Below are 25,555 nucleotides of genomic sequence, written 5' to 3'. Positions count from 1 at the left end.
ACATGGCGTCCGACTAATCGCAGTCCGGCCCAGACCGGACCGGAGGAAACGATGCAACGACGCGCACTCATGGCTGCCGCCGGTGCGGCGGTGCTGACGAGGCCCATGCTGGCGAGGCCGGCGCTGGCCTTGGCGCCCAAGCCGCTGATTTTCGTGCCGCAGGCCAATCTGACCAGTCTCGATCCGGTTTGGACCACCGCCACGGTGACGCGCAATTTCGCGCTCATGGTGTACGACATGCTCTACGGCCGCGATCAGGCGTTCGTGCCGTGCCCGCAGATGGTCGAAGGCCATGTCATCGACGACGACGCCAGGCGCTGGACGATGAAGCTGCGCGACGGCCTCATCTGGCACGACGGCACCCCGGTCCTGGCTCGTGACTGCGTCGCCAGCCTGCGGCGCTGGCTGCAGCGGGACTCCGCGGCCACCACCATCAACCAGCGGGTCGATGCGATCGAGGCGCCGGACGACCGCACCCTGGTCTGGCGCCTGCGCAAGCCGTTAGCGCTGCTGGCGCATTTCCTGTCCAAGGTGCAGCCGCAGCCGGTGATGATGCCGGAACGGATTGCCGCCTCCGTCGATCCGTTCAAGCAGGTGACCGAGATCGTCGGCAGCGGCCCGTTCCGGTTCCGCCCCAAAGAATATGTCTCCGGCAGTTTCGTTGCATTCGAAAGGTTCGACCGATACAAGCCACGCAACGAGCCGGCGTCCTACACCGCCGGCGGTCATCAGGTGCTGCTCGACCGCGTCGAATGGCACGTGATCCCCGACAGCGCCACGGCCGCCAGCGCGCTGATCGCCGGCGAGGTGGACTGGCTGGAACTGCCGCAGCCGGATCTGATCCCGATGCTGCGGCAACGCGCCGGCATCGACACCGGATTGCTCGACCTCTACGGCACGGTCGCCATCCTGCGGCCCAACCATCTCAACCCGCCGACCAGCAATGTCGGCGTGCGGCGCGCGATGTTCGCCGCAATCGACCAGCACGAGGTGATGGTGGCGACGATGGGCGACGACCCGAACACGTGGCGCGCGCCGATGGGGTATTTCCTGCCGTCCTCCGGAAGCGCCAACGATGCCGGCATGGACTTCGTGCGCAAGCGGCACAGCATCGATCAGGTCAAGCGCATGCTCGACCAGGCGAACTACGGCGGCGAAAAGATCGTGTTCCTGCACCCGACCGACCAGCTCGCCTACAACGCCTTCAGCACCGTGGTGGTGGATGCGTTCCACAAGGTCGGGCTGGCGGTCGATGAGCAGATGACCGATTGGGGCACCGTGGTGCAGCGGCGCCCGTCCAAGGCGCCGCTCGACAAGGGCGGCTGGTCGATGTTCCCGGCCGGCGCGCCGGGACCCGAGTATGTCGATCCGCTGCTGGCCAACACGCTGCGCAGCAACGGTTCGAAGGCGTGGTTCGGCTGGCCCGACGATCCGGCGCTAGAGGCAGCCTACGAGGGCTGGATCGACGCCCCCAACCAGGCTGAACGGCGGCGGCAGGAAATCGCCTTCCAGGCCGCGGCGTTCACCTCCGTGCCAAGCATTCCGCTGGGGCAATATCTGCCGCACGCGGCATGGCGGTCGAACGTTACCGGCTTGGTGAAGGGCTCGGCCCCGGTGTTCTGGGGCGCGCGAAAGGCGTAGCTTCGGATACCGCTGGAACGAGCTTGAACCAGCCGGCGCATTGGGCCAGGGGACGACATGACGCAGACGGTTTCCGTTCAGGTAAGCATCATGGGCGCCGGCCCGGTCGGCGGCACCATCGCCTGCCGGCTGGCCGACGCCGGCGTCAGCGTTGCGTTGATCGACCGCGCCGCGTTGCCGCCCATGGAGAACCCGGCATTCGACGGCCGCGCCTACGCGATCGCCGCCGGCTCGCGTGGCCTGCTGGAAGATGCCGGCCTGTGGCGGGCGCTGGACGTCGTGCCGAACCCGATCCGCGACATTCGTGTCAGCGACGGGCGCATCGGCCGGCCGCCGTCGCGGCTGCACCTGCACTTCGACCATCGCGACGCCGCCCAGGACCCTGGACCATTCGGCTGGATGGTAGAGGCGCGCGCGCTGCGCAAGGCACTGAACGCGCGGTTTCCAACGCAGCCGAACCTGCATTTGTTCGCACCCGCCACCGCCACCGTCGAACGCCACGATGATCGCTGCGTCGTCTCCCTGCACGGCGGATCAGCGATCGAGTGCCAGTTGGTGATCGCCGCCGAGGGCCGCGAATCGCCGCTGCGAGAGCAGGCCGGCATCCCGGTGACCCGCATCCCCTATGGCCAGACCGCGATCGTTTGCGCCATCTCGCATCAGCGGCCGCACCACGATCTGGCCATCGAGCATTTCCTGCCCGGCGGACCGTTTGCCGTCCTGCCGATGGCCCCGAGCTCCGATGCGATCGCCGGCGGCGCGCCCCATGTATCGGCAATAGTATGGACAGAACGGCGCGACGCCGCGACCACCTTGCTGGCCTTGGACGACAACCGGTTTGGCCGCGAGGTCAGCCGCCGCCTGGGTTCTCACCTCGGCGCGATCCGCCCGATCGGTCGCCGATGGAGCTACCCGTTGTCGGCGATGATCGTGCAGCGCTACGTTGATCGCCGGCTGGCATTGGCTGGGGACGCGGCGCACGGCATCCACCCGATTGCCGGCCAGGGGCTGAATTTGGGTCTGCGTGACGGTATCGCGCTGGCCGACCTGATCATCGCCGCCGCCCAAGCCCGGCAGGACGTCGGCGACGCGACACTGCTGACCCGTTATCAGCGCGCTCGGCAGCCGGATAATCTGCTGATGTTCTCCGCAACCGATGGTCTCGGCCGGCTGTTCGGCACCGAACGCAGGCTGCTGCGGGCAACCCGCGACCTGGGCATCGGCGCGGTCAATCGCACGACCGCAACGAAACGCCTGTTCATGCGACAAGCGATGGGATTGCCCCCGACCGGCGATTGATACCGGAACCAAAAAATCGTTACGGGACCGGCCACATCCTGGATATCGCCGGCCATGCCGGGGCGGTCGCGATCGGTCAACTCCCACGCGGAAAACTCCAATCGTGCAGAAACCCCTGCAGCACCGACAGGAACCCGGCCGGATTGTCGGCATGCACCCAGTGGCCGGCCCGCTTGACCGCAACGAAGCGGGCAGCGACGAACTGGTCGCGGATCATCGGGCGATGCTCGGCGCGGACATAGTCGGACTCGCCACCGGTCACGAACAGCGCCGGTCCCGAATAGCTGCCGGGCAGCTCCGTCCAACCCTCCAGATCCGGGATCGCGGCAGTGATCTCGTCCAGGCCGATGCGCCAATGCGGCTGCGCGCCGAACCGCAGGTTCTGCAACAGGAAGGCGCGGATATCGGCCCTCGGCACCACCGATGCCAGCATCGCGTCGGCCTGCTGGCGGGTAAGCGACGCAGTTAGCGGGATCGCCGCCATGGCCCGCGCGATCGCGTCGTTGCCATGCTGGTAGTCGACCGGCGCGATGTCGGCGACTAGCAGGCGTCCGACCTGATCAGGCCAGCGCAGCGCCATCGCCATCGCCGCCTTGCCGCCCATCGAATGGCCGACCACCGCCGCCGTCTCGATGCCCAGCGATCGCAGCGTCTCGCGCACGTCCTCGGCCTGGGTCGTGTAGCGCATGTCGGACGCGTGCGGGCTGTCGCCATGGTTGCGCATGTCCAGCGCGACGACCCGGAACTGCGGCGCGATCGCCCGCTGGATCGCGCCCCAATTGCGCGCGGCGCCGAACAGTCCGTGCAGCAGCACGACGGGTGGGCCGTCGCCCGCCTGCACGGCGTGCAGGATCAAGCCGGCCTCCGCCGCGGCCAGGCGGCAGCGCCAACCCCGACCATGATCAACGCGGAACCGGCCAGCAGATCCGGGGTGAACGGCTCGCCCAGAAACAGGTTCGCCATGATCAGGCTGACCGCCGGGGTGGTCAGGAACCCGACCGAGGACACCAGTGTCGGCAGTTTCGCGGTTGCCTCCATCACGCACCAGGTTCCCGCCGGCCCGGCGATCAGGCCGACATAGCCCAGTGCCCACCACGCGGCGGGATCGTGCCCCAGGCTTCCATGTGGGGCATGCCACCACACCAGCGGCGCCAGCACCACCGACCCGATCATGAAACACCAGGGCAGCAGCGCGAACATCGACTGCTTGGGCCGCGCGGCGCGGGTGACGATGATCGCGATCGACCACGACAGGCTGGCGCCCAGCAGGAAGACGTGGCCGATCAACACGTCGCCGGAAGACCAGTCGATTGCCAGCGGATTGATCAGCACCGCCACGCCGAGCAGTCCAAGGCCCGCGGCGACCCAGCGGCGGGCGGGGATCTGCTCGTGCAGGAAGATCAGCGACAGCGGCACCACCCAGATGGTCGTGGTGTTCGCCAGGATCGCGGTGCGGCCAGCCGGGACCCAGGCAACGGCTTCGTAGGCCAGGGCGAAGTAGCTGCCCAGTTGCAGGCCGCCGACCGCGAGCAGGGCCGGCATGTCCGCACGGGTGGGAACCCGCAGCCGCCCGGTGACCGCCAGCACCAGGTAAGCCACCAGAGTGGACAGCACCGCTCTGCCTTCGGCAAACCAGAGCGGCGTGGTTCCAGCGGCGATGGCAATCTTGGCCAGCGGCCACGCGCTGGACAACAGCACCACCGAGGCCAGCAGTTGAATCAGTCCGCCGACCGGAATCGTGCTGCCGGTCGGGTCCGCGGTGGACGGGCGGGTAACGGGCACCAAAGCGCGGTCACGACACGATCGGCTACATCAGCCGCCGGGCACGTCCTTGGTCAGCAGCGCCGGAAAATTCACGTCGTGCCGGCCGGCGAGGACTTTCTCCTCATCCTCCAGGTGCGCGTCGTGGTCTTCATGGACCCGCTCGGGCTGCTGGTCCTGCGCCTGCTGTCCCTGCGCCCGCTGCTCCTGACCCGCCTGCTCCCGAACCTGCTGTTGCTGGGCCTGCCGTTGCTGCGGCTGCTGTTCCTCAGCGGCAGCTTTATCATCGTCGGCCGAGTTGGACATCTCATTCTCCCTTTCAGGGGGCCAACGGAAATTCGGTCGCCGGCGTTGCCTAGACGCGGGCGTAGCCGCCGGAATGGCCGAGAAATCACGTGATCGAAAACCATAGACCGTGGTTGCGGCGACGCACAATTGAATTTTTTCGACCGCGATACCGGCAATCGGCCCCGGGTCTGGTCGAAACGGATGAGTTCCCGCTAAACATCCGGCAAGGTACATACCGGCGGTGGGGCAATGGGCATGCGGCGATCTTGGCACAGGGTGGGCTACGCCGGTGCCATCGGCCTCGCGCTGGCCATCAGCGGCTGCAAGAAGGCCAACCAGTACGCGCCGCCGCCGCCGCCCAAGGTCTCCGTCGCCAAGCCGGTCGAGCAAAAAATCACCCGCTACCTGGAAGCGACCGGCAATACCGCCGCGGTTGCCTCGGTCGACCTGGTGGCTCGCATCCAGGGTTTCCTGCAGGGCATCAGCTATACCGATGGCGCCGAAGTGAAAACCGGCGACATCCTGTTCACTATCGAGCCGCTGCCGTATCAGGCGAAGCTGCAGCAGGCGCAGGCGGCGGAGGCCTCCGCCCAGGCCACGCTGAACAACGCGCAGATCAATTTCGCCCGCCAGCAATCGCTGCAGCGCGGCGCGGTGGCATCGGTGCAGAACCTGGATGACGCCCGCGCCCAGCGCGACACCGCGCAGGGCAATCTGGTGCAGGCCCAGGCCAGCACCAAACTCGCCGCGATCGACTATGGCTATACCAGGGTGCTCGCGCCGTTCAACGGCCGGGTATCGGCGCATCTGGTGTCGATCGGCGATCTCGTCGGGTCGCAGCCCACAAAGCTGGCGACGATCGTGCAGATGCAGCCAATGTACGTCACCTTCAGTGTCAGCGAACAAGTGGTGATCCGCATCCGGGCCAGCGTCGCGCGCCAGGGCAGGCCCGGGGCAGGGCTGCAGACCATCCCGGTCGAGATCGGCTTGCAGGGCGAGACCGGTTACCCGCACACCGGCCACATGGATTATGTCTCGCCGACGGTCGATGCCTCCACCGGAACGCTGCTCGCCCGCGGCGTGCTGGACAATGCCGATGGCACCCTGCTGCCGGGCTATTTCGCCCGCGTCCGCGTGCCGCTGGACACCAACGTCAGTGCCATGCTGGTGCCGGATGCCGCCATGGGCGCCGATCAGGGCGGCCGCTACCTGCTGGTGGTCGGCAAGGACAATGTGGTGGCGCAGAAACATGTCACCACCGGGCCGATCGAGGGCAGCCTGCGGGTCATCGAGAGCGGTCTGCAACCGGACGATCTCGTGGTGATCGACGGCCTGCAGCGCGCTGTCCCGGGCCAGAAGGTCGAACCGACCTCGGTCAATGTGGCGACCGCCGGGAAATGATCGCCAAATTCTTCATCGAGCGGCCGGTCCTGGCCAACGTGCTGGCGATCCTCTTCGTGCTGATCGGCGGCGTGTCGCTGTTCACCCTGCCGGTCGCGCAACTGCCGAATGTGGTACCCCCGACCGTACAGGTGACCACCCGCTATCCCGGCGCCAACGCCCGCGACGTGATGAACGCCGTCGCCCTGCCGATCGAGCAGCAGGTCAACGGCGTCCAGGGCATGCTGTACATGCAGTCGAACAGCGCCAGCGACGGCACCTATGCGCTGGTCGTTACCTTCGCCATCGGCACCGACCTCAACTTCGCGCAAGTTCTGGTGCAGAACCGCGTATCCAGCGCCATGGCTTCGCTGCCGCAGTCGGTGCAGTCCCAAGGGGTCACGGTTCAGCAGCGATCCACCGCGATCCTGGGGATCGTTACCCTTGCTTCCCCCAGCGGCCAGTATGACGGCCTCTATTTGAGCAACTACGCCGCGATCAACCTGCAGCAGCAGATCGCCCGGTTGCCGGGCGTCGGCACGGTCACGGTGTTCGGCGCCGGTCAATACGCCATGCGGGTGTGGCTGGATCCGGCGCTGATGCAGGCGCGCGGCTTGACCGTCAGCGACGTGACCTCCGCATTGCAGCAGCAAAGCACCCAGGTCACCGCCGGCCAGATCGGCGCCCCGCCCGCTGCCGGCCAGGACTTCCAGTACACCCTGAACGTCGCCGGACGACTGAGCGACCCCTCGCAGTTCGCCGACGTCATTGTCAAGACCGGAGCAGATGGCGCGGTCACCCGGATCCGCGATATCGGCCACGTCGAACTAGGCGCGCAGACCTACTCGCAGGCGTTCACCTCGAACGGCAAGCCGGCGGCCGGCATGGCGGTGTTCCAGTCGCCCGGCGCCAACGCGCTGACCGTGGCGAAAGAAGTCCGCGCCAAGATGGCGGAACTGTCGGGGGCGTTTCCCCAGGGCATGTCCTGGGACATGCCGTTCGATACCACGCGCTTCGTCTCCGCCTCGGTCGACGAAGTCTACAAGACGCTGATCGAGGCCGGCGTGCTGGTGCTGATCGTCATTCTGGTGTTCCTGCAGGACATCAGAGCCACGCTGGTGCCGGCGACAACGGTGCCGGTGACCATCATCGGCGCCTTCGCGGCGATGGCCGCACTGGGCTTCACCATCAACCTCTCGACCTTGTTCGCCATCGTGCTGGCGATCGGCATCGTGGTGGACGACGCCATCGTGGTGGTGGAAGGCGCGGCGCATTATATCGAACGGGGAATGAACGGCCACGATGCCGCGGTCAGCGCCATGCGCGACCTGTTCGCGCCGATCATCGGCATCACCCTGGTGCTGATGTCGGTGTTCATTCCGGCTGCGTTCCTGCCCGGCCTGACCGGGCGGCTCTATGCCCAGTTCGCCCTGGTGATCGCCGCCACCGCGCTGATCAGCGCGATCAACGCGGCAACGCTGAAGCCAACGCAGTGCGCGCTGTGGCTGCGACCGACCGTGCCGATGGAACAGCGCAACTGGTTCTATCGCGGCTTCAACCGTGGCTACGCCCGCCTCGAACGATCTTATGTCGGCCTGGTCGGCGCGATGACCAGACACAGCGCATTGATGGTGATCGTCGCCTTGATCCTGATGGGCGGTGGCATCTGGGGCTTGGCTCGGCTGCCCACCGGATTCCTGCCGCTGGAGGACCAGGGATATTTCGTCGTCGCGGTGCAATTGCCCGACAGCGCCTCCTTGGGCCGCACCCGGGCGGCGATGGACAAGGTCCAGCACGCGGTCAGCGCCGTCCCCGGCGTCGAAAACGTGATCACGATCTCGGGCATTTCGGTGCTCGACAACAGCGCCTCACTGTCCAACGCCGGCGTCGCCTACGTCATGTTGAAGGACTGGAGCCAGCGCACCTCCGCCAGCGAGGGTTTGCTCGGCATGTTCCAAGCCCTCAGCGCCGCGGTGGCACCGATCGAGGGCGCAACGATCCTGGTGGTTCCGCCACCGGCAATCCAGGGGATCGGCAATTCCGGCGGCTTCACCATGCAGGTGGAACTGCGCGACGGCAGCGCGGATTTTTCCAAGCTGCAGTCCCTGACGCGGACCATCGTGCAGGACGCGGGTTCGCAGTCCGGTCTGGCGCATCTGAACGCGACAATCCGAGCCGATGTGCCGCAGATGTCGGTGACGGTGAACCGCACCCAGGCCGAGGCACTGCAGATCACCACCAGCCAGGTGTTTCAGACGCTCTCAACCTATGTCGGGTCCAGCTTTGTCGGCCAGATCAACAAGTTCGGGCTGACCTTCCAGGTCTATGCCCAGGCCGACTCCTCGGCGCTGCTGACGCCAGCCGCGATCGAGGCGCTGCCGGTGCGGGCCGGAAACGGCACCATGGTGCCGCTCGGCACGGTGGTGAACGTGACCCCAAGCACCGGGCCGGCGGTGGTGCAGTTGTACAACCTGTATCCGTCCGCCACCGTGATCGGTTCGCCTGCGGCAGGCTTCAGTTCGGGTGAGGCGCTGGACCTGATGGGACAGATAGCACAAAAGGCGCTGCCGCGCGGCACCGGATCGGAATGGACCGCGATGTCGTATCAGGAAAAAGCCGTCGGCAGCCAGATGTATCTGGTTTTCGCGCTGGCGATCCTGCTGGTCTACCTGGTGCTGGCCGGCCAGTACGAAAGCTGGCTGGCGCCCATTTCGGTGGTGCTCGCGGTGCCGCTCGCACTGCTGGGTCCGGTTCTGACGCTGACCGGTCTCGGCATCGACAACAACCTCTACACCCAGATCGGCCTGATGCTGCTGATCGCGCTCGCCGCCAAGAACGCGATCCTGATCGTCGAGGTTGCGCGTGAACAGCGTATCCTGCACGGCGCCTCCATCGCAGGTGCCGCGGTCGGCGCGGCGCGCGCGCGGTTGCGCCCGATCCTGATGACCTCGTTCGCCTTCATCCTGGGCGTGCTGCCGCTGGTGTTTGCCACCGGGGCAGGGGCAAATGCCAGGAAGTCGATCGGCATTTCGGTCTCCACCGGAATGCTGGCCTCGACCTGTCTGGCGGTGGTCTTCGTGCCCTGCTTCTTCGTGCTGATCCAAGGCCTGGAGGAACGGCTGGCCCGGCGCAAATCGCCCGCCCCGAGCAGAGCCGCCTGATCTTTTCTTAAACGCAATTATCCCCGCCGTTCACGAAACAAACCCAGCTTCTCCTGCGCCGTGCGGTCGGAGTATCCGAACAGCACCAGCTCGCTATCCGCCCGCAGCACCAGCTCGCGCCAAGACGGCACCACGAACGTATCGCGCGGCTGCAGCTCGAGGTCCTCCCCGTCAACCCGCGCGCTGCCGCTGCCCTCGACCACGACGAAGATCGTGCCGTCGGTCGAGGCCCGCGGCCGCGAGCTGAATCCACCCGGCAGCAATCGCACATGGGCCGAGATCGTCGGCATCACCGCACCCCCGTCCGCCGGATTAGTGAACTCCAGCGCATATCCCAGATGCGGATCGGGATCGCCATCACGGGCGATGCGCCGCAGCGATTCACGCCATTCCGCGTACGGATAGTGGAACAGCGGCTGGCTCGCCGAACGGCGGTCGGTCGCGGTGCCACGCATCGGCCGCATGTTGCGCCCATAGCGCAGCGCGCTGTCGCCCGGCGGCACGGTTTCCGGATGCGCCGAGGCCGGCAAATGTTCCGCGAAGCTGGCGTCGAAATTCAGCACCGTGGGCAGATCGAGACCATCCAGCCAGATCATCGGCTGACTCGAAGTATTGCCATGGTCGTGCCACTGCCAACCCGGCGTCAGCACCAGATCGAACGGCCGCATCAGCGCTTTTTCACCATCGACCGCGGTGAACGCGCCGTCCCCTTCCATCACGAAGCGCAACGCGCACTGCGCGTGTCGATGGCAGGGCGCGATCTCGCCAGGCAGGATCAGTTGCAGCCCGGCATACAGGCTGGAGGTGATCGACGACGACCCGGGCAACCCGGGATTTTCCATCACCAGAACCCGCCGCTCCGCCTGCTCGGCGCTGATCAGGTCGCCGGCCCGCAGCAGATACTCGCGTGCCTCGGCATAGCGCCAGCGGTGCGGCCGCGCCGGGGACCGCGGCTGCGGCGTCACCAGCGCACCCAACACCTCCCAAAGAGGATACAGGCTGCGCGGCTGCATTTCCGCATACAGCGCCCGCAACTGCGCGGCGGCGTCATTGCTCAAGGTCGCGGACATCGCTCGGTTCCTTCACGCCGGATAGATCAAACTGTTCGGAAGCATCTCCGAATCGAACACGACAATCCGTTGCCGCAGCCGAAGCCGCCCATCGTCCACCACCACAACGTCGTGGCAGACGGCGGACAGCACGATCTCGGTCTGCTTGTCGATCAACGTCTGCACCATCAGCAAATTATGCCGCACCTGCACCCCAGCATCGTCCCGCGCCACGATGCGCAACGGGCCGGGAAACCGCCGATAGCTGCGCGGAGCGTACATCTGGGTCCGCGTCAGCCCCATCACCCGGTCGACCAGCATCCCGCGGCTCTCCGCGTAGATCGTCGAAAGCGTATACCCCTCCTCGTAGTTCTCCCGAGGGATGACGCGATAGATGCAAGCCTCGGTGAACAAGCCGGGCCATTCGTCAAGCCGCACATCGTCCAGTGCGCTGTAATACTCGTCGTAGAAGTCGCGCACCGCGTCACGCTCGATCATAGCCCCATCGCCTCGCGCCAGTAACGATACATGCCGCGGATGCCGACTTCGGTGACCATGTGATCGACGCTCTCGATCTCCCGCCCGCCCATGATCACCAGTGCGTCTTCATCCGGGTATTGGGCGAGGCCCTGCTGGGCCATTTCGATTATTTCACCGTCGTCAGCCGATACGAATCCGGCCGGACCGAACAGGTTGGCTTGCCGGGTGCGTCGCAGCCGCATTTCGAGCGGATCGTCGGCGTAGCACCAATGCGTCCAGTGGAAGTCGAACCCGGCGGGGCCGGTCGGCACGATCTGACGCGTGGTCAGCGAGTTGCTCTGCTGTTGCAGCACGACGCTCGGGAATACCGTGATCATGCCGACGGTGTCCTCGCCGGGGAATTCGTGCACCGCTTCGATGACGCGCGGATCAGCGAGCCTGATGTCGCTTTGGAAATTGCGCAGGTCCGTGGTGACGTCGTTGGTCTCCTGTTTGCCTCTTCGGCTGCGCAGGATCCCGTGCCGCCCGCTCGGATCGACCTCGGTGGCGGATTTCTGGTCGGCGCGGAACAGCCCGAACGTGACAAAGAATACGTGCAGCAAAGACGCGTGATACGGGTCCTTGATATTCTCCTGCATCAACTTCCAGTTGCCCGGAATATGCTGGCGATTGAAGCCCAGCACCTCCAGTTTCCGGCCGTCGTAGACACGCGTGTAGTGCTGCCAGAACCGCTCCCCAAGATACTCGCGGAACGCCGGCGTCGCGTCCGAGAATGTCGCCCAGACCAGCCCGTTGACCACCTCGACCCGCAGCTTGCGCAGGCTGTGCTGTTTCGGATCGAAATCGGCCGGCATGCCGCCCTGGCCGCGAACGCCGCGCCGGAACGCCGCACCCTGCAGATCGCCGCGCAGGCTATAGTTCCACTGGTGATATGGACACAGCAGGTCCTTGGCGTGACCCTTGCGCACCTGGCAGAATTTGACGCCGCGATGCGCGCAACGGTTTTCCAGCACGCTGACCTCGTCCGGCGCACTGCGCACCACCACTACCGGACGCTCGCCAAGGGTCGTGGTCTTGAAGTCGCCAACCTCGGGGATTTCCGCTTCCAGCCCGCAGAACAGCCAGTGCGGACCATACCAGATCCGCTGTAGCTCCGCGCTGTAGACATCGGGATCGGAATACACCCAGTAAGGCACCCGGCCCGCGGCATCGCTGGGCCAGGTCCGGCTGATTTTGTTCATGACGTGCCTCCGCTGTCAGTCTGGGCCGCCGAAATCCGCTGTGTCAAAACCTTGATTGTCACGTTCGCGCGGCCAAGATCGCCCCGCTTGCACAAGGACCACAGGATGCTGAACGGAAAATCCGCGCTGGTGACCGGATCCCTCGGCGGGATCGGTTTCGCCACCGCCAAGGCACTCGCCGAACTCGGCTGCGACATCACCCTGAACGGCTTCGCCCCGCCCGAGGTCATCGCCGACCGGCTGGCGGAACTGCGCGCCTTCGGCGTGCGGGCGCGCCACCACAACGCAGACCTGCGTCACCCGAAGCAGATCGAGGCCCTGATCGAGACCACCGAAGCCGACCATGGCGGCCCCGACATCTTGGTCAACAACGCCGTCGTGCGCTCGTTCGCGCCGGTGGAGGCCTTCGCGCCCGAACACTGGGACGAGGCCCTGGCGGTCAATCTCTCAGCCCCGTTCCACGCCATCCGCCTGGCATTGCCCGGGATGAAGGCAAAAGGCTGGGGCCGCATCGTCAACATGGCCTCGATCTACGGCCTGTTCGCCACCGTCAACCGCATCGACTACGTCACCACCAAGACCGCCCTGATCGGGCTGACCCGCGCGGTCGCGCTGGAGGTGGCGCGGACCGCCATCACCTGCAACGCGATCTGCCCCGCAACCGTGCTGACCCCGGCCATCGATTGGCGGCTACGCCAGGAAATGCAGCGCGACGGCACCACCTTCGAACAAGCCGAGGAACGCTTCCTCGCCGTCCGTCAGCCGTCGCGCACATTCGTCAAGGACGCCAACGTCGCCGGCCTCATCGCGTTCCTGTGCGGCCCGCATGGCGCCGATATCAACGGCGCGGCGCTGCCGATCGACGATGCCTGGACAGCGGGCCGCTAGCGCGACCATGCCCGATCTGTCCGGATTGCCGATCACCACACGCTGGCCGGCGCAGCGACACATGCTCGACTTAATGACCGGCCGACCGTGGGCATGCACCTCGTCAGCGCACGAGTTCGACCCGGGCGCTCACACTGCCGGCAACGCCGACCCAGCTACGGTCGGCCGTCAGGATCGTATGGCCGGTGCGCTGCCCCATCGCGAGGCAGACCCGGTCGCCGAGCGATAATCCCGCCGGTCGGGTAAGGTCAGCCATCAACGCGGAACGCAGGGCAAGGTCCGCATCAACCGGTATGGGCGTGACGGGGACGCGGTCCGCCAATGTCTCGGCGCGCGCCTTGGCACCGCGCAGCACATATTTCGTCGCGACTTCTGCGAAGTTGATCGTAGTCATGGTCGCATTGCCCAGCAGCGCCTCAGTTACCCGTTCCTTGCCGGGCTCAGGCAGCAGGAATGCGAGCAGAGCCGAGGCATCTAGGATCATGTCAGGAGGGTCCGTCGCGACGATTATGCCGGCGGATCGTCTTCGCGGTTTGCCTCTTCCCGGCGGTCGCGCAGGAAGTCGTCAACCGTCTCGCCAGAGCCGGCGAAAACCACGCGGGCTTCGTCTTGCAGATCGGCGAGCAACTGCCGCATCACCCGCATGCGGATTTCGCCGTCGACGACGGAAACCAGGACGGGACCACCTTGTTCGAGGCCAACCGCGCGGCGTATGTGCGCGGGTATGTTCATCTTGCCTCCCTCGGAGACCCTGGCGACGGAACTCATGTAACCACCCATTTCTCAGACGACTCCGAGTATATGGCTACCACAGAGGGCTTTGGAACCGTAGGCTTCATCGCAAGCAGTGCCACCCCCACTGCCCCTCTTGCACATGCCGCGCCCACCGTGCATTCAGGCATGCGGTCTAACCTGGGGAATCAGCCGCGCGTCCCGCACTACGCGATCCCGCGCCCGAACAAACAACCCCGTGCCTGAAGGATCAGAAGCATGCGCCTTGCGGTGCTGAAGGAACGGCGCGCCGCCGAGACCCGGGTCGCCGCGACCCCGGATACCATCAAGAAGCTGGTCGGCCTCGGCCTGACGGTCGCCGTCGAAGCCGGGGCAGGGGAAGCGGCTTCGATCTCGGACGCCGACTTCACCGCCGCCGGCGCCGAGATCGCGCCCGACGCGGCCGCCGCCCTGGCCGACGCCAACATCGTCTTCGCAGTCCAGGCCCCCGGCCCCGAGGAACGCACCAAGATCCCCCGCGGGGCCCTGCTGGTCTGCATCGCCGGCGCCTTCGCCGACGCCGAACTGCTGCCCGCACTCGCCTCCGGTGGGATCGATGCAGTCGCAATGGAACTGCTTCCCCGTATCACCCGAGCCCAATCGATGGACATATTGTCGAGCCAGGCCAACCTCGCCGGATATCGCGGCGTGATCGAGGCCGCCAACACCTTCCATCGCGGCTTCCCCATGATGATGACCGCCGCCGGCACGGTTCCGCCCGCCCGGGTCTTCGTCATCGGCGCCGGCGTAGCCGGGCTACAGGCCATTGCCACCGCCCGCCGGCTAGGCGCCATCGTCTCCGCCACCGACGTCCGCCCCGCCGCCAAGGAAGAAATCAAGTCGCTCGGCGCCACCTTCGTGGGCGTCGAGGACGAGGAAACCGCCGGCCAGACCGGCGCTTACGCCCGCGAAATGACCGACGCGTTCCGCCAGAAGCAGGCCGAACTGATCGCCACCACCGTGGCCAAGAACGACATCGTCATCTGCACCGCGCTGGTGATGGGCGGCAAGGCGCCGGTCATCGTCACCCAGCCGATGGTCGACAGCATGCGCGCCGGCAGCATCGTCGTCGACCTCGCCGCCGACGCCGGCGGCAACTGCGCCGCCACCGTCCCCGGCGAGGCCACCACCACCGCCAACGGCGTCACCGTGCTGGGCTTCAACAACTGGCCCGGCCGGATCCCGGTCGCGTCCTCGTCGATGTATGCCCGCAACCTGCTGACCTTCCTCACCACGTTCTGGGACAAGGAAGCCAAGACGCCGAACCTGCCGGACACCGACGACATCATCAAGGGCGTCATGCTGACCCGCGGCGGTGAGATCGTGCATCCCAACTTCCAGCCGCAAAAAGCCGCCTGACCGTCCCGGAGATCGCCGCAATGAACCCAACCCAACTGGCGCCAAACCAACTGGCGGACGAAGCCGCGCGGCTGGCCGGCAACGCACTGGAACTCGCCAACCACGCCCAGAACATGGCGATCGGCGCCGCCACGGTGGCCGCCCCCCAGGTCAATCCGATCATCTTCCTGCTGGCGATTTTCCTGATGGCCTGCTTCGTCGGCTACTACGTGGTGTGGAACGTGACGCCGGCACTGCACTCGCCGCTGATGGCGGTGACCAACGCGATTTCATCGGTGATCATCGTCGGCGCGATGCTGGCGACCGGGCTGGCAACCTCGGGCTGGGCGATGCTGTTCGGCTTCATCGCGGTGACCCTGGCCTCGGTGAATATCTTCGGCGGATTCATGGTGACGCAGCGCATGCTGTCGATGTTCAGAAGAAAGCAATAGGGCCGCCCCGATGTCCGCCAGCCTGACGTCCCTCGCATACCTCGTCGCCGCCGTGCTGTTCATCCTGGCACTGCGCGGCCTGTCCTCGCCGGTCACCTCACGCGCCGGCAACCGCTTCGGCATGATCGGCATGGCGATCGCGGTCCTCGCGACGCTGCTGCAGCACGGCATCGCCGGCCACGGCTACCTGCTGATCCTGTTGGGCATCCTGATCGGCGGCAGCACCGGCGTGATCGTCGCGCGGCGTATCCAGATGACCGCGCTGCCGCAACTGGTCGCGGCGTTCCATTCGCTGGTCGGCTTGGCCGCGGTGTTCGTCGCCGCCGCCGCGCTGAACGCGCCGCAAGCGTTCAAGATCGGCGTGCCTGGCGGCATCCGCACCGAAAGCCTGGTCGAGATGTCGATCGGCCTGGCGATCGGCGCGATCACCTTCTCCGGCAGCCTGATCGCTTTCGCCAAGCTGCAGGCGCTGATGAAAGGCACGCCAATCAGCTTCCCCGGCCAACACTGGCTCAACCTGGCGCTCGGGGTCGTGCTGCTGGTGCTGATTATCAGCTTCATCGCCACCGGAGGCGAACAAGTACTGTTCTGGCTGATCGCGATCCTGGCGCTGGCCCTGGGATTCCTGATCATCATCCCGATCGGCGGCGCCGACATGCCGGTCGTGGTCTCGATGCTGAACAGCTACTCCGGCTGGGCCGCGGCCGGCATCGGCTTCACCATCCAGAACCTGGCGCTGATCATCACCGGATCGCTGGTCGGCGCGTCCGGCGCGATCCTGTCCTACATCATGTGCAAAGGCATGAACCGCAGCATCATCAACGTACTTCTTGGCGGCTTCGGCGCCGAGAGCGCCGGCGGCGCAGCGCCCGGCGGCACGCCCGGCGACCAGACCGTCCGCTCCGGCAACGCCGAGGACGCCGCCTTCATCATGAAGAACGCATCCAAGGTCGTGGTGGTGCCCGGCTACGGCATGGCGGTAGCCCAGGCCCAGCACGCCCTGCGCGAGATGGCCGACACCTTGAAGCGCGAGGGCGTCGAAGTCAAATACGCCATCCACCCAGTCGCCGGGCGCATGCCCGGCCACATGAACGTGCTGCTGGCCGAGGCCAACGTCCCCTACGACGATGTCTTCGAACTCGAGGAAATCAACAACGAATTTTCCACCGCCGACGTCGCCTACGTGATCGGCGCCAACGACGTCACCAACCCGGCGGCAAAGACCGATTCATCGTCGGCGATCTACGGCATGCCAATCCTCGACGTTGAAAAGGCCCGCACCGTGCTGTTCGTCAAGCGGTCGATGGCATCGGGCTACGCGGGCGTGGAAAACGAGCTGTTCTTCCGCCCCAACACGATGATGCTGTTCGGCGACGCCAAGAAGATGACCGAGGAAATCGTCGGCGCGCTCGGCGACTAGAGCATGATCGCGCTGGGCGGAACGTTCAAAGCGCGTGAATCATGCGACAAAACAAAGAGCTAGACCATTTTCGGCATGCACAGTCAGGCTGAAAATGGTCTAGCTGCCGCCCCCGGCGTCGGCCGGCGGAACCTGGTCTCGCCCAGGCACGATATCGCCCGTCTGCGCAGCCCACGACACTGGCGAATATCGCACGATAAGGCTCGCAGATGGCGGCTTCGGCGCGTCCGCTGAACGCCCGTCGCGCCGCTGGCGCGGGCCGCCCCCTCGACCGCGGCCGCTCTTTCGCCTAGCGTTAGACCCAGCCGCCGCGGAGCGCGAACCGGCCAGCCGTCGCGGAGCGCGAACCGGGCGGGACAGACTGCGTTTAATCGGGAGCGATGATGTCAAGTCTCAACTATGCCGCACCGACATCGGTGGACGATGCGGTCAAACTTCTAGCCGGGTCGGCCGGCTTGGCGAAGCCGATGTCGGGCGGAACCGACCTTCTGGTCCAGCTCCGCTCTGGTCGGCTAAAGCCGGATCTGATCGTCGACACCAAGAAGATCCCGGGCATCATCGGGATCCGCCGGGAAAACGGCGGCTTCGTCATCGGCGCCGCCACCCCGGGCGCCGTTGTCGAGGCGCACGCGGAACTGAACGCCGCCTGGCCCGGCCTGGTGGAAGCGCTCGACCTGATCGGTTCCACCCAGATCCAGGGCCGCTGCAGCCTCGCCGGCAACCTCTGCAACGCCTCGCCGGCGGCCGACAGTGTGCCGGCACTCTACGCCGCCGCCGCCACCGCGGTGATCGTCGGTGGCAACGGCCGGCGCGAGGTCCCGGTCGACCAGATCCCCACCGGCCCAGGCCGCACCTCACTGGCCAAGGACGAGTTCATCCTCGAATTCAAGCTGCCGCCACGCCCGCCGCGCTCGTCCGACGCCTATCTGCGCTTCATCCCGCGCACCGAAATGGACATCGCCGTGGTCGGCTGCGGCGTCAGCGTCACGCTGGACGCAAACGGCGTCTGCACCGCCGCCAGGGTGGCAATCGGCGCGGTATCTCCGACCGTGATCATGGTGCCGGCGGCGGCCGAGGCGCTGATCGGGCACACCCTGGATGCCGACACGCTGGCCAGGCTGGATGCCGCCGCGCGCGCCGCCGCCAAACCGATCAGCGACAAGCGCGGCACCATCGATTACCGCACCAAGGTCGCCGGCGTGCTGGCCCGCCGCGCCGCCGCGATCGCCTTCGCCCGCGCCGCGAGCGATACCGGTGACGCGAAAGCTATCAAGAACGGAAAGGCTCACTAAGAATGGCGAAGACCTACGTATCCACCACGATTAACGGCGAACCAACCGAGTTCCTGTGCGAAACCCAGCAGACCCTGCTGGATGTGCTGCGCGACGTCGTCGGCCTGACCGGCAGCAAGGAAGGCTGCGCCTCCGGCGACTGCGGCGCCTGTTCCGTCATCGTCGACGGCCGGCTGGTGTGTGCCTGCCTGATGCTGGGCGTCGAGGCCGAGGCCACCGCGATCACCACCATTGAGGGCATCGCCCAGGGCGACAAGCTGCATCCGGTGCAGCAGAAATTCCTCGAGCACGCGGCGCTGCAATGCGGCTTCTGCACCCCCGGCCTGATCGTCGCCAGCAAGGCCCTGCTGGACGAAAATCCCAATCCGACCGAGACCGAGACACGCTACTGGCTCGCCGGCAACCTGTGTCGCTGCACCGGCTATGACAAGATAATCCGAGCGGTGATGGATGCCGCGGCTGAAATCCGAGGGGAGACTGTGGTATGAACTATGTCGATTCCAGCCTGAAAGTCGTCGGCACCCGGCCCATCCGTCCCGATGGCGTCGATAAAGTCACCGGACGCGCGGTGTTCGCCGCCGACACCAGGGCGTCGGGGATGCTGTGGGGCAAGATGCTGCGCTCACCGCACGCCCACGCTCGGATCGTCTCGATCGACACCAGCAAGGCCGAGGCCCTGAAGGGTGTCTTCGCCGTGGTCACCGCCGCCGACTTCCCCGAGATCCCCTCGGAAGAAGCCTTCGTCGGCGAGGGCCCGATGAATTTCCGCGATCTGGCGCTGAACTGCATGGCACGCAAAAAGGTGCTGTACGAAGGCCACGCACTGGCCGCGGTCGCCGCCTCCACTCAGGAAATCGCCGATCAGGCGCTGGCACTGATCGAGGTCAAATACGACGTCCTGCCCCACGTCATCGACGTCGAGGCGGCAATGGCCCCCGACGCGCCGATCCTGCACGACGACATGTTCACCACCGGCGTCGATCCGAAGCCCACCAAGCCGTCCAACGTCTCCAAGGTTGTGACCTTCCGCAAAGGCGACGTCGAGGCCGGCTTCAAGCAGGCCGAAATCATCGTCGAGGGGAGCTACACCACCCAGCCGGTGCACCAGGGCTATATCGAGCCGCACGCCTGCCTGGCGACTTATTCGCCGGATGGCCAGGTGCAGATCCATAGCTCCAGCCAGGGCCACTTCATGGTCCGCGCCTACACCGCCAAGCTGCTCGGCATGAACATGTCCAACATCCGGGTCAACCCGGCCGAGATCGGCGGCGGCTTCGGCGGCAAGACCCTGGTCTACCTGGAACCGATCGCGGTTGCGCTGTCGAAGAAGTCCGGCCGCACCGTGAAGATGCAGATGACCCGCGAGGACGTGTTCCGCGCCTCTGGCCCGACCTCGGGCGCCTGGATGCAGGTCAAGATCGGCGCCATGAAGGACGGCACCATCGTCGCCGCCCAGCAGGTGCTGAAATACCAGGCCGGCGCCTTCGCCGGATCGCCGATCGGGCCAGGCTGCATGTGTGGCTTCGCCATGTACGACCTGCCGAACGTCGACGTGGTCGGCTACGACGTGGTCAGCAACCGCCCGAAAGTCGCGGCCTACCGAGCCCCAGGCGCGCCGATCACCTCGTTCGCGGTGGAAAGCCTGATCGACGACCTGGCGATCAAGCTGGGCATCGACGCACTCACGCTGCGCGAAAAGAACGCCGCCAAGAACGGCACCAAGACCCACTACGGCCCGACCCACCAGAACATCGGCTTCACCGCCGTGCTCGACGCGGTGAAGGCCCACCCGCACTGGAAGTCGCCGTTGAAGCAAGGCCAGGGGCGGGGCCTCGCCACCGGCTTCTGGTTCAACATCGGCGGCGAGTCGACCGCCCAGGTCCACGTCAACGAAGACGGATCGGTCACCGCCGCCACCGGCAGCCCCGATATCGGCGGGTCGCGCGCCTCCATCGGCATGATGGTGGCCGAGGTCCTGGGCGTGCCGGCCGCCACGGTGCGCACCATCGTCGCAGACACCGCCTCGATCGGTTTCACCCACGTCACCGGCGGCTCGCGGGTCACCTTCGCCACCGGCATGGCGGCCACCCAGGCGGCCGAGAAGGTGGTCGAGGACCTCAAGGCCCGCGCCGCGCAGACCTGGGACATCCCGGTCGAGGCGGTGGAGTGGAAGGACGGCCAGGCGGTCCCCGCCGGCGCCAACGCCGGCGCCTTCGAACCGCTCGACCTGGCCGCGCTCGCACTGAAGGCGCCGCGCACCGGCGGCCCGATCCAGGCCGAGGTGTCGCTCAACGCCCAAGGCGCCGGCCCCGGCTTCGGCGCGCATATCTGCGACGTTTCGGTGGACCAGGAAACCGGCCACGTCACCATCGAGCGCTACACCGCGGTCCAGGACGTCGGCAAGGCAATCCACCCCAGCTACGTGGAGGGCCAGATCCAGGGCGGCGCCGCGCAAGGCATCGGCTGGGCGCTGAACGAGGAATACATCTACAACACCAAAGGCCAGATGGAGAATCCCGGCTTCCTGGACTACCGGGTACCGGTCGCCTCCGACGTGCCGATGATCGAGGCGGTGCTGGTCGAGGTCCCCAACCCACGTCATCCGTTCGGCGCCCGGGGCGTGGGCGAGGTGCCGATCGTGCCGCCAATGGCGGCGATCGCCAATGCCATCCGCAGCGCGACCGGCCTGCGCATGGCGCATCTGCCGATGTCACCGCCCAAGCTGCGCGCGGCGTTCGACGCGGCGGGTTCCTAGCCCGCGCCGATGCCCACCGTGGTCCTCGCCTCGGGCTCCGCCGGCCAGCAATTGGCCGGCGGCCAGACCGAGTTCGAGGTCGAGGCGACCAATTTCCGCCGCCTGGTGATCGAACTGAACCGCCGCTTCCCCGGCCTCGGCACCCAAGTCGAGGAAACCATGGCCATCGCCGTCGACGGCGAAATCTTCCAGGACGCCTACGCCGTGGAACTCAAGCCAGGCAGCGAAATCTATCTCATCCCGAAAATAGGCGGCGGCTAGCGCGGATCCGGTTCAGAGAGACTATCTGTTGAAGATGCGAGCGAAACCAATGCGTCGGGGTATGAAATAAAACGCGTCCCAAGTAACGACATGACTTGATCCGCGTTCATCCGCGTTGCAAAATACTTCCGAGACACTGCGCCGACCTCTGTCCGTTCAACCAACCCGTCAGGCGGGCCATCAACCGCAGATCAACGCTGATTAACGCAGATCGTTGGAGCACGTTCAGTGCATCCCAGTATCGATCGGCGGCGCTGAAGCTCCATCCACTCGCTGAACGAATTGCCGTGCAGCAAGCCCGCAGGCTCTCTCGCCCGGAACGACCGCTCAGACCTCGACCACCACATACTGCTGCTCGACCGTCACCGGAATCGTCTCCGCCACATAGGGTCCCTGCACGACGCGCTGCCCCTCGGCGACCTCCATCGCATAGCTGCGCACCGAGACCTTCGACGGATCACAGAAACTCTGCCCGGTGCGCACGTCGAACTCCCAGCCGTGCCACGGGCAGCGCAGGATCTCACCCTTGCGCGAATAGCGGTATTCGCCCGGCGCGTCGGACTCGATCAGCCCGGTCAAAATACCTTCGCACATCGGGCCACCCTGGTGCGGGCAGCGGTTGAACAGGCCAAAAAACTCGCCCCCCAGGTTGAACACCGCGATCTGGCGCCCGCGCACCGTGACCAGCTTGCGCTGGCCCGGAGGAACCTCGGCGACCGTCGCCACGACATGCTTGCTCATGATCCTGCTGGCCCGCGACCCGATACCGAAACCCAGACGCTAATCATGCCGGCGACGTCCGGCAACCGCACCCACCGTTTCAGGCCGCGAAGCGACGGATCGCCTCGGGGTCGAAGCTGAACCCCCAGCCCGGACGGTCCGGCACGATGGCCCGCCCCTCGGCGTCGAGTTCGATCCGCTCACGATAGATCTTCTCGAACCACGGCATGTGCTCCAGATAATATCCGCCGGGCAGCGAGGCCAGCAACGGCAGGCTCATCTCCGAAAACAGATGCGATGCGCACGGCACATGAAACGCCTCGCACAGATGCCCGGCCTTGAGGAACTCCGTCGCCCCGCCCATGCGCTGCAAATCCGGCATCACCACGTCCGCGGCCCCGGCCTGCAGCATCGCTAGCACGCCGCGATGGGTATAGACCGTTTCACCCGAGGCGATCGGCGTATCCAGCGCCGCCCGGATCTCAGCCTCGCCGGCATGGTCGTGGCAGATCACCGGCTCCTCGAACCAGGTCAGGTCCAGTCCCTCCATCATGCGCCCGATGCGGATCGCCTGCTTCACGCTCATCTGCTGGTTGGCATCGACCATCAGCGCGATGTCCGGCCCGACCGCCTCGCGCACCGCCGCCACCCTGGCCACCATGCGCTCCGGCTCCATCGGTCCCACGCGAGTCTTTATCGCCCGGAATCCCCGCTCGACGAAGCCGCGCGCCTGCGCCTGCAGCGCATCGATCGAGGCATCCAGCCACAGCCCGCCGCTGGCATAGGTCGGCACCGCGCTCCGGCAGGCCCCGATCAGATGCGCAACGTTCAGCCCGGCGGCCTTGCCGCGCAGGTCCCACAGCGCGTTGTCCACCGCCGCCAGACCGACGATCGAAACCCCCTCGTAGCCAAGGAAGTTCAGCTCGCCCCAGGCCTTGGCGTTGACCGCCCCGCCCATCCGCGGGTCGAGGCCGACGACCAGGTCCTCGAGTTGGCGGACCATCTCAAGGATCACGCTCAGTCGGCGGTTGTTGATCGAGAACACCAATCCTTCGCCGGTGATGCCCTGGTCGGTGTCGAGGAATGTCAGGACACAGTCGGCGGAGCGGATCGACCCGAGGATCGCGGTCAGGATCGGCGGATCGATCGGCAGATGCACGACCTCGGTGCGCAGGCGGGTGATCTTCATGGCGGCTCCTTGAATGGACGGAACCGCAACCCTGCCACGATCCGCCGCCGCGACCCAGACGCCCGTTGTTCGCCGCCCGCCCGAACCGCGCACCGCTTTAACCCTATCTTAAGAAACCAATGCGATTAATCGATCGCGACGCGAAACCACTCTGATGGCCGCACGCCGGAGTGAAGACGGAGCTGCCATGGACGGACCCGATCTGCTTCGGCAGAACGCCGAACGAGAGCAACATCAACCTGACGGGAAAGTCAGGCTGATACAGTCGTTCGCTCAAACGAAGAGCTAGAGCGCGGTGACAGTTTACCCTGAAGGCGCCCTCGACACGCTGATCATGACCCAGCGCTTCGATGTGGCGCTGAACAATATCTCTCAGGGTGTCTGCTTCTTCGACGGCCAGCAGCGGCTGATCCTGGCGAACCGAAGCTACGCTGAGATCTACGGCCTCGCCGTCGAACACGTCCGGCCCGGCATGACACTGCGAGAGATCGTCGACCTTCGCTACGCCGCCGGATCGTGTCCCGAAATGACGCAAGCGGAGTATTTGGCATGGCGCGACAGGGTCCAAGTCGGCAGCGGCAAAAGCGACAGCATCGTCACGCTGAAGAACGGCAAGATCATATCGATTCATCATCGGCCAATGCCCGACAAGGGTTGGGTTGCAACCCATGAGGACATCACCGAACGGCGAAGGGCGGAGGAGCGGCTGGCCTACACCGCTCGGCACGACGCGCTGACCGGACTGCCGAACCGTGTCCTGCTGCGGGAATACCTGGACCGCAATCCCGATCGTCGGCGCGGCAAGGGGCCGGTCGCCGTGCTGTGCCTCGATCTTGACGGGTTCAAGCATGTCAATGACCGCTTCGGCCACCCCGCCGGTGACGCCCTGCTATGCGCGGTGGCCGATCGGTTGCGCGCCAACACCCGCCCCGAGGATGTCGTGGTCCGGCTTGGCGGCGATGAGTTCGCGGTGCTGCAAAACGCCGCGGTCCAACCGGATGACGCGGCGCTGCTGGCGCAGCGCCTGATCGAGGCAATCGGCCGCCCCTATCCATTCGGTAACGATGTGCTCACCATCGGCACCAGTATCGGCATCGTTTGGGCGCCCACCGATGACGACGAACTGGGGCTGTTGCTGAAGTCCGCGGACCAGGCGCTATATCGCGCCAAGGCAGCGGGCCGAGGCACATATTGCTTCTTCGCACCAAATATGCAATTGGAAGCCAAACGACGGCACGATCTGGAAAGCGATCTACGGCGCGCCCTGGCAAATCGTGAGTTCGAACTCTTCTTCCAGCCGATCATCCGCGCCCGAACCCGCGAATTGATCGGTCTCGAGGCATTGCTGCGCTGGCGCCATCCGGTGCGCGGGCTGCTCGCACCGGCCGAGTTCATCCCGCTCTGTGAGGAAACCGGCATGATCGCCCGCTTGGGCGACTGGGTGCTGCGGGAAGCCTGTGTCCAGGCCGCCGGGTGGACGTCCGAGGTTCCCGTGGCGGTCAACCTCTCGCCCATGCAGTTCGACGACGGCAGCGTGGTGCCGGCGATCAAACGCGCGCTGGCGATCTCCGGGCTGCCGGCCCACCGGCTGGAGCTGGAAATCACCGAAACCGTCCTGCTGCGCCAAACCTCGAGCACCACCGCGATGATGCGGGAATTGCGCGGCCTCGGACTTCGCTTCGCGCTGGACGATTTTGGCACCGGGTATTCCTCGATCGGCTATTTGCGGTGTTTCCCGTTCGACCGGATCAAGATCGACAAATCCTTCATCATGGATCTTGGCGCCGACCCGGGCGCCCGCGTGATCGTGCAAGCGATCGTCGTGCTTGGCCGCGGGCTCGGAATGTCGGTGGCCGCCGAGGGGGTCGAGACGGCAGAGCAGGACGCCATCGTTTGTGCCGAAGGCTGTGACGCGATGCAGGGCTTCCTGTTCAGCGCTCCGCAGCCCGCCTCAAGAGTGTCCGAGATGCTGGCGCGATTTGCATCGCCCATGGTCACCGCCTGAGGAGACGCCACGCTTCCTCACGATCCAGACAGTTCTGCGATTGACCCCGACGCCAACCATGTCGGCGATTTCCCGCAACTGCTTCAAGCGATACACGGGATCAAACAGCCTCGGCGGAAAGCGCGTAAAGACTTGTCCCCGCGAACCGGACGCCGCGAAGATCG

Annotated in this window: 23 protein-coding genes; 13 read left to right on the top strand and 10 right to left on the bottom strand. The window is 66.1% G+C overall.

The window, feature by feature from the left end; all coding sequences use genetic code 11:
* Window positions 1-51 precede the first annotated feature (51 nt).
* Window positions 52-1,641 (top strand): ABC transporter substrate-binding protein, encoded by a 1,590-nt coding sequence (locus ACQY4T_RS22330; RefSeq protein WP_428535167.1) that lies wholly within the window; start codon window positions 52-54, stop codon window positions 1,639-1,641.
* A 57-nt stretch (window positions 1,642-1,698) separates the two neighbouring features.
* On the top strand, window positions 1,699-2,940 hold the full coding sequence (locus ACQY4T_RS22325; protein WP_428535165.1) for a UbiH/UbiF/VisC/COQ6 family ubiquinone biosynthesis hydroxylase: 1,242 nt from the start codon (window positions 1,699-1,701) through the stop codon (window positions 2,938-2,940).
* 76 nt (window positions 2,941-3,016) lie between these two features.
* Here ACQY4T_RS22325 and ACQY4T_RS22320 read toward each other — a convergent pair whose 3' ends face one another.
* Genes ACQY4T_RS22320 through ACQY4T_RS22310 form a run of 3 tightly spaced genes read right to left on the bottom strand, consistent with a single transcriptional unit; the run spans window position 3,017 to window position 5,007 of the window.
* Window positions 3,017-3,796, bottom strand: a complete 780-nt coding sequence (locus tag ACQY4T_RS22320) for an alpha/beta fold hydrolase (RefSeq protein ID WP_428535163.1) — start codon at window positions 3,794-3,796, stop codon at window positions 3,017-3,019.
* A complete protein-coding gene (locus tag ACQY4T_RS22315; RefSeq protein WP_428535161.1) occupies window positions 3,793-4,722 on the bottom strand; it encodes a DMT family transporter in 930 nt (309 codons plus the stop codon). The genes ACQY4T_RS22320 and ACQY4T_RS22315 overlap by 4 nt, the downstream gene beginning before the upstream one ends.
* A gap of 30 nt (window positions 4,723-4,752) precedes the next feature.
* A complete protein-coding gene (locus ACQY4T_RS22310) occupies window positions 4,753-5,007 on the bottom strand; it encodes a hypothetical protein (protein ID WP_428535159.1) in 255 nt (84 codons plus the stop codon).
* Window positions 5,008-5,244: 237 nt separating this feature from the next.
* Between ACQY4T_RS22310 and ACQY4T_RS22305 the strand changes: the two genes are divergently transcribed.
* Window positions 5,245-6,390, top strand: coding sequence for an efflux RND transporter periplasmic adaptor subunit (locus tag ACQY4T_RS22305; protein ID WP_428535157.1), 1,146 nt, complete (start codon window positions 5,245-5,247; stop codon window positions 6,388-6,390).
* Complete coding sequence (locus ACQY4T_RS22300; RefSeq protein WP_428535155.1) at window positions 6,387-9,530, top strand: efflux RND transporter permease subunit; 3,144 nt, start codon at window positions 6,387-6,389, stop codon at window positions 9,528-9,530. Before ACQY4T_RS22305 ends, ACQY4T_RS22300 begins: the two co-directional genes overlap by 4 nt.
* A gap of 17 nt (window positions 9,531-9,547) precedes the next feature.
* Here ACQY4T_RS22300 and gtdA read toward each other — a convergent pair whose 3' ends face one another.
* The 3 genes from gtdA to ACQY4T_RS22285 are packed head-to-tail and all read right to left on the bottom strand — an operon-like array spanning window position 9,548 to window position 12,300.
* Window positions 9,548-10,600: a gentisate 1,2-dioxygenase gene (gene gtdA / locus ACQY4T_RS22295; RefSeq protein WP_428535153.1), complete on the bottom strand. Its 1,053-nt coding sequence runs from the start codon at window positions 10,598-10,600 to the stop codon at window positions 9,548-9,550.
* A 12-nt stretch (window positions 10,601-10,612) separates the two neighbouring features.
* Window positions 10,613-11,077 carry an aromatic-ring-hydroxylating dioxygenase subunit beta gene (locus ACQY4T_RS22290; RefSeq protein WP_428535151.1) on the bottom strand — a complete coding sequence of 155 codons (465 nt, stop codon included), beginning with the start codon at window positions 11,075-11,077 and terminating at the stop codon, window positions 10,613-10,615.
* Window positions 11,074-12,300: an aromatic ring-hydroxylating oxygenase subunit alpha gene (locus tag ACQY4T_RS22285; RefSeq protein WP_428535149.1), complete on the bottom strand. Its 1,227-nt coding sequence runs from the start codon at window positions 12,298-12,300 to the stop codon at window positions 11,074-11,076. Before ACQY4T_RS22285 ends, ACQY4T_RS22290 begins: the two co-directional genes overlap by 4 nt.
* Window positions 12,301-12,405: 105 nt before the next feature.
* On the opposite strand from ACQY4T_RS22285, the gene ACQY4T_RS22280 reads away from it, so the two are divergent.
* Window positions 12,406-13,188, top strand: a complete 783-nt coding sequence (locus tag ACQY4T_RS22280) for an SDR family NAD(P)-dependent oxidoreductase (protein ID WP_428535147.1) — start codon at window positions 12,406-12,408, stop codon at window positions 13,186-13,188.
* Between the two features lie 103 nt (window positions 13,189-13,291).
* On the opposite strand, the gene ACQY4T_RS22275 is transcribed toward ACQY4T_RS22280, so the two are convergent.
* Both ACQY4T_RS22275 and ACQY4T_RS22270 read right to left on the bottom strand, forming a co-directional pair.
* Complete coding sequence (locus ACQY4T_RS22275) at window positions 13,292-13,672, bottom strand: type II toxin-antitoxin system VapC family toxin (protein WP_428535145.1); 381 nt, start codon at window positions 13,670-13,672, stop codon at window positions 13,292-13,294.
* Between the two features lie 23 nt (window positions 13,673-13,695).
* Window positions 13,696-13,956 (bottom strand): AbrB/MazE/SpoVT family DNA-binding domain-containing protein, encoded by a 261-nt coding sequence (locus tag ACQY4T_RS22270; protein ID WP_428535143.1) that lies wholly within the window; start codon window positions 13,954-13,956, stop codon window positions 13,696-13,698.
* A gap of 222 nt (window positions 13,957-14,178) precedes the next feature.
* On the opposite strand from ACQY4T_RS22270, the gene ACQY4T_RS22265 reads away from it, so the two are divergent.
* From ACQY4T_RS22265 to ACQY4T_RS22235, 7 genes are all read left to right on the top strand, one after another.
* Window positions 14,179-15,318: a Re/Si-specific NAD(P)(+) transhydrogenase subunit alpha gene (locus tag ACQY4T_RS22265; RefSeq protein WP_428535141.1), complete on the top strand. Its 1,140-nt coding sequence runs from the start codon at window positions 14,179-14,181 to the stop codon at window positions 15,316-15,318.
* 20 nt (window positions 15,319-15,338) lie between these two features.
* A complete protein-coding gene (locus tag ACQY4T_RS22260) occupies window positions 15,339-15,749 on the top strand; it encodes an NAD(P) transhydrogenase subunit alpha (RefSeq protein WP_428535139.1) in 411 nt (136 codons plus the stop codon).
* A 10-nt stretch (window positions 15,750-15,759) separates the two neighbouring features.
* The gene (locus tag ACQY4T_RS22255; protein WP_428535137.1) at window positions 15,760-17,169 is read left to right on the top strand and encodes an NAD(P)(+) transhydrogenase (Re/Si-specific) subunit beta; all 1,410 of its coding nucleotides are present in this window, start codon (window positions 15,760-15,762) and stop codon (window positions 17,167-17,169) included.
* Window positions 17,170-17,552: 383 nt separating this feature from the next.
* Window positions 17,553-18,461 carry an FAD binding domain-containing protein gene (locus tag ACQY4T_RS22250; RefSeq protein ID WP_428535135.1) on the top strand — a complete coding sequence of 303 codons (909 nt, stop codon included), beginning with the start codon at window positions 17,553-17,555 and terminating at the stop codon, window positions 18,459-18,461.
* A 2-nt stretch (window positions 18,462-18,463) separates the two neighbouring features.
* Window positions 18,464-18,949 (top strand): (2Fe-2S)-binding protein, encoded by a 486-nt coding sequence (locus ACQY4T_RS22245; RefSeq protein ID WP_428535133.1) that lies wholly within the window; start codon window positions 18,464-18,466, stop codon window positions 18,947-18,949.
* A complete protein-coding gene (locus tag ACQY4T_RS22240; RefSeq protein ID WP_428535131.1) occupies window positions 18,946-21,216 on the top strand; it encodes a xanthine dehydrogenase family protein molybdopterin-binding subunit in 2,271 nt (756 codons plus the stop codon). Before ACQY4T_RS22245 ends, ACQY4T_RS22240 begins: the two co-directional genes overlap by 4 nt.
* A 9-nt stretch (window positions 21,217-21,225) precedes the next feature.
* The gene (locus ACQY4T_RS22235) at window positions 21,226-21,477 is read left to right on the top strand and encodes a MoaD/ThiS family protein (RefSeq protein WP_428535129.1); all 252 of its coding nucleotides are present in this window, start codon (window positions 21,226-21,228) and stop codon (window positions 21,475-21,477) included.
* A 327-nt stretch (window positions 21,478-21,804) separates the two neighbouring features.
* Here ACQY4T_RS22235 and ACQY4T_RS22230 read toward each other — a convergent pair whose 3' ends face one another.
* Together ACQY4T_RS22230 and ACQY4T_RS22225 are read right to left on the bottom strand one after the other, a co-directional pair.
* A complete protein-coding gene (locus ACQY4T_RS22230; protein ID WP_428535127.1) occupies window positions 21,805-22,218 on the bottom strand; it encodes a Rieske (2Fe-2S) protein in 414 nt (137 codons plus the stop codon).
* Window positions 22,219-22,297: 79 nt separating this feature from the next.
* Complete coding sequence (locus ACQY4T_RS22225) at window positions 22,298-23,386, bottom strand: mandelate racemase/muconate lactonizing enzyme family protein (protein ID WP_428535125.1); 1,089 nt, start codon at window positions 23,384-23,386, stop codon at window positions 22,298-22,300.
* A 295-nt stretch (window positions 23,387-23,681) separates the two neighbouring features.
* Here ACQY4T_RS22225 and ACQY4T_RS22220 point away from each other — a divergent pair, with 295 nt between their 5' ends.
* Window positions 23,682-25,391 (top strand): putative bifunctional diguanylate cyclase/phosphodiesterase, encoded by a 1,710-nt coding sequence (locus ACQY4T_RS22220; protein WP_428535123.1) that lies wholly within the window; start codon window positions 23,682-23,684, stop codon window positions 25,389-25,391.
* The last annotated feature ends 164 nt before the right edge of the window (window positions 25,392-25,555 follow it).

The organism is Rhodopila sp., from assembly GCF_965277825.1.
In the GTDB taxonomy this organism is placed as follows: domain Bacteria; phylum Pseudomonadota; class Alphaproteobacteria; order Acetobacterales; family Acetobacteraceae; genus Rhodopila.
The sequence above is the reverse complement of the archived record's forward strand: the minus strand, read 5'-3'. Positions and strand labels throughout refer to the sequence as shown.

Bases quoted from the DNA above. Each gene is read 5' to 3' on its own strand.
- ACQY4T_RS22270 (WP_428535143.1), bottom strand. From the start codon at position 13,956: ATGAGTTCCGTCGCCAGGGTCTCCGAGGGAGGCAAGATGAACATACCC.
- ACQY4T_RS22275 (WP_428535145.1), bottom strand. From the start codon at position 13,672: ATGATCCTAGATGCCTCGGCTCTGCTCGCATTCCTGCTGCCTGAGCCC.
- ACQY4T_RS22290 (WP_428535151.1), bottom strand. From the start codon at position 11,077: ATGATCGAGCGTGACGCGGTGCGCGACTTCTACGACGAGTATTACAGC.
- ACQY4T_RS22285 (WP_428535149.1), bottom strand. From the start codon at position 12,300: ATGAACAAAATCAGCCGGACCTGGCCCAGCGATGCCGCGGGCCGGGTG.
- ACQY4T_RS22325 (WP_428535165.1), top strand. From the start codon at position 1,699: ATGACGCAGACGGTTTCCGTTCAGGTAAGCATCATGGGCGCCGGCCCG.
- ACQY4T_RS22225 (WP_428535125.1), bottom strand. From the start codon at position 23,386: ATGAAGATCACCCGCCTGCGCACCGAGGTCGTGCATCTGCCGATCGAT.
- ACQY4T_RS22255 (WP_428535137.1), top strand. From the start codon at position 15,760: ATGTCCGCCAGCCTGACGTCCCTCGCATACCTCGTCGCCGCCGTGCTG.
- ACQY4T_RS22330 (WP_428535167.1), top strand. From the start codon at position 52: ATGCAACGACGCGCACTCATGGCTGCCGCCGGTGCGGCGGTGCTGACG.
- gtdA (WP_428535153.1), bottom strand. From the start codon at position 10,600: ATGTCCGCGACCTTGAGCAATGACGCCGCCGCGCAGTTGCGGGCGCTG.
- ACQY4T_RS22260 (WP_428535139.1), top strand. From the start codon at position 15,339: ATGAACCCAACCCAACTGGCGCCAAACCAACTGGCGGACGAAGCCGCG.
- ACQY4T_RS22240 (WP_428535131.1), top strand. From the start codon at position 18,946: ATGAACTATGTCGATTCCAGCCTGAAAGTCGTCGGCACCCGGCCCATC.
- ACQY4T_RS22250 (WP_428535135.1), top strand. From the start codon at position 17,553: ATGTCAAGTCTCAACTATGCCGCACCGACATCGGTGGACGATGCGGTC.
- ACQY4T_RS22235 (WP_428535129.1), top strand. From the start codon at position 21,226: ATGCCCACCGTGGTCCTCGCCTCGGGCTCCGCCGGCCAGCAATTGGCC.
- ACQY4T_RS22305 (WP_428535157.1), top strand. From the start codon at position 5,245: ATGCGGCGATCTTGGCACAGGGTGGGCTACGCCGGTGCCATCGGCCTC.
- ACQY4T_RS22310 (WP_428535159.1), bottom strand. From the start codon at position 5,007: ATGTCCAACTCGGCCGACGATGATAAAGCTGCCGCTGAGGAACAGCAG.
- ACQY4T_RS22280 (WP_428535147.1), top strand. From the start codon at position 12,406: ATGCTGAACGGAAAATCCGCGCTGGTGACCGGATCCCTCGGCGGGATC.
- ACQY4T_RS22245 (WP_428535133.1), top strand. From the start codon at position 18,464: ATGGCGAAGACCTACGTATCCACCACGATTAACGGCGAACCAACCGAG.
- ACQY4T_RS22265 (WP_428535141.1), top strand. From the start codon at position 14,179: ATGCGCCTTGCGGTGCTGAAGGAACGGCGCGCCGCCGAGACCCGGGTC.
- ACQY4T_RS22230 (WP_428535127.1), bottom strand. From the start codon at position 22,218: ATGAGCAAGCATGTCGTGGCGACGGTCGCCGAGGTTCCTCCGGGCCAG.
- ACQY4T_RS22300 (WP_428535155.1), top strand. From the start codon at position 6,387: ATGATCGCCAAATTCTTCATCGAGCGGCCGGTCCTGGCCAACGTGCTG.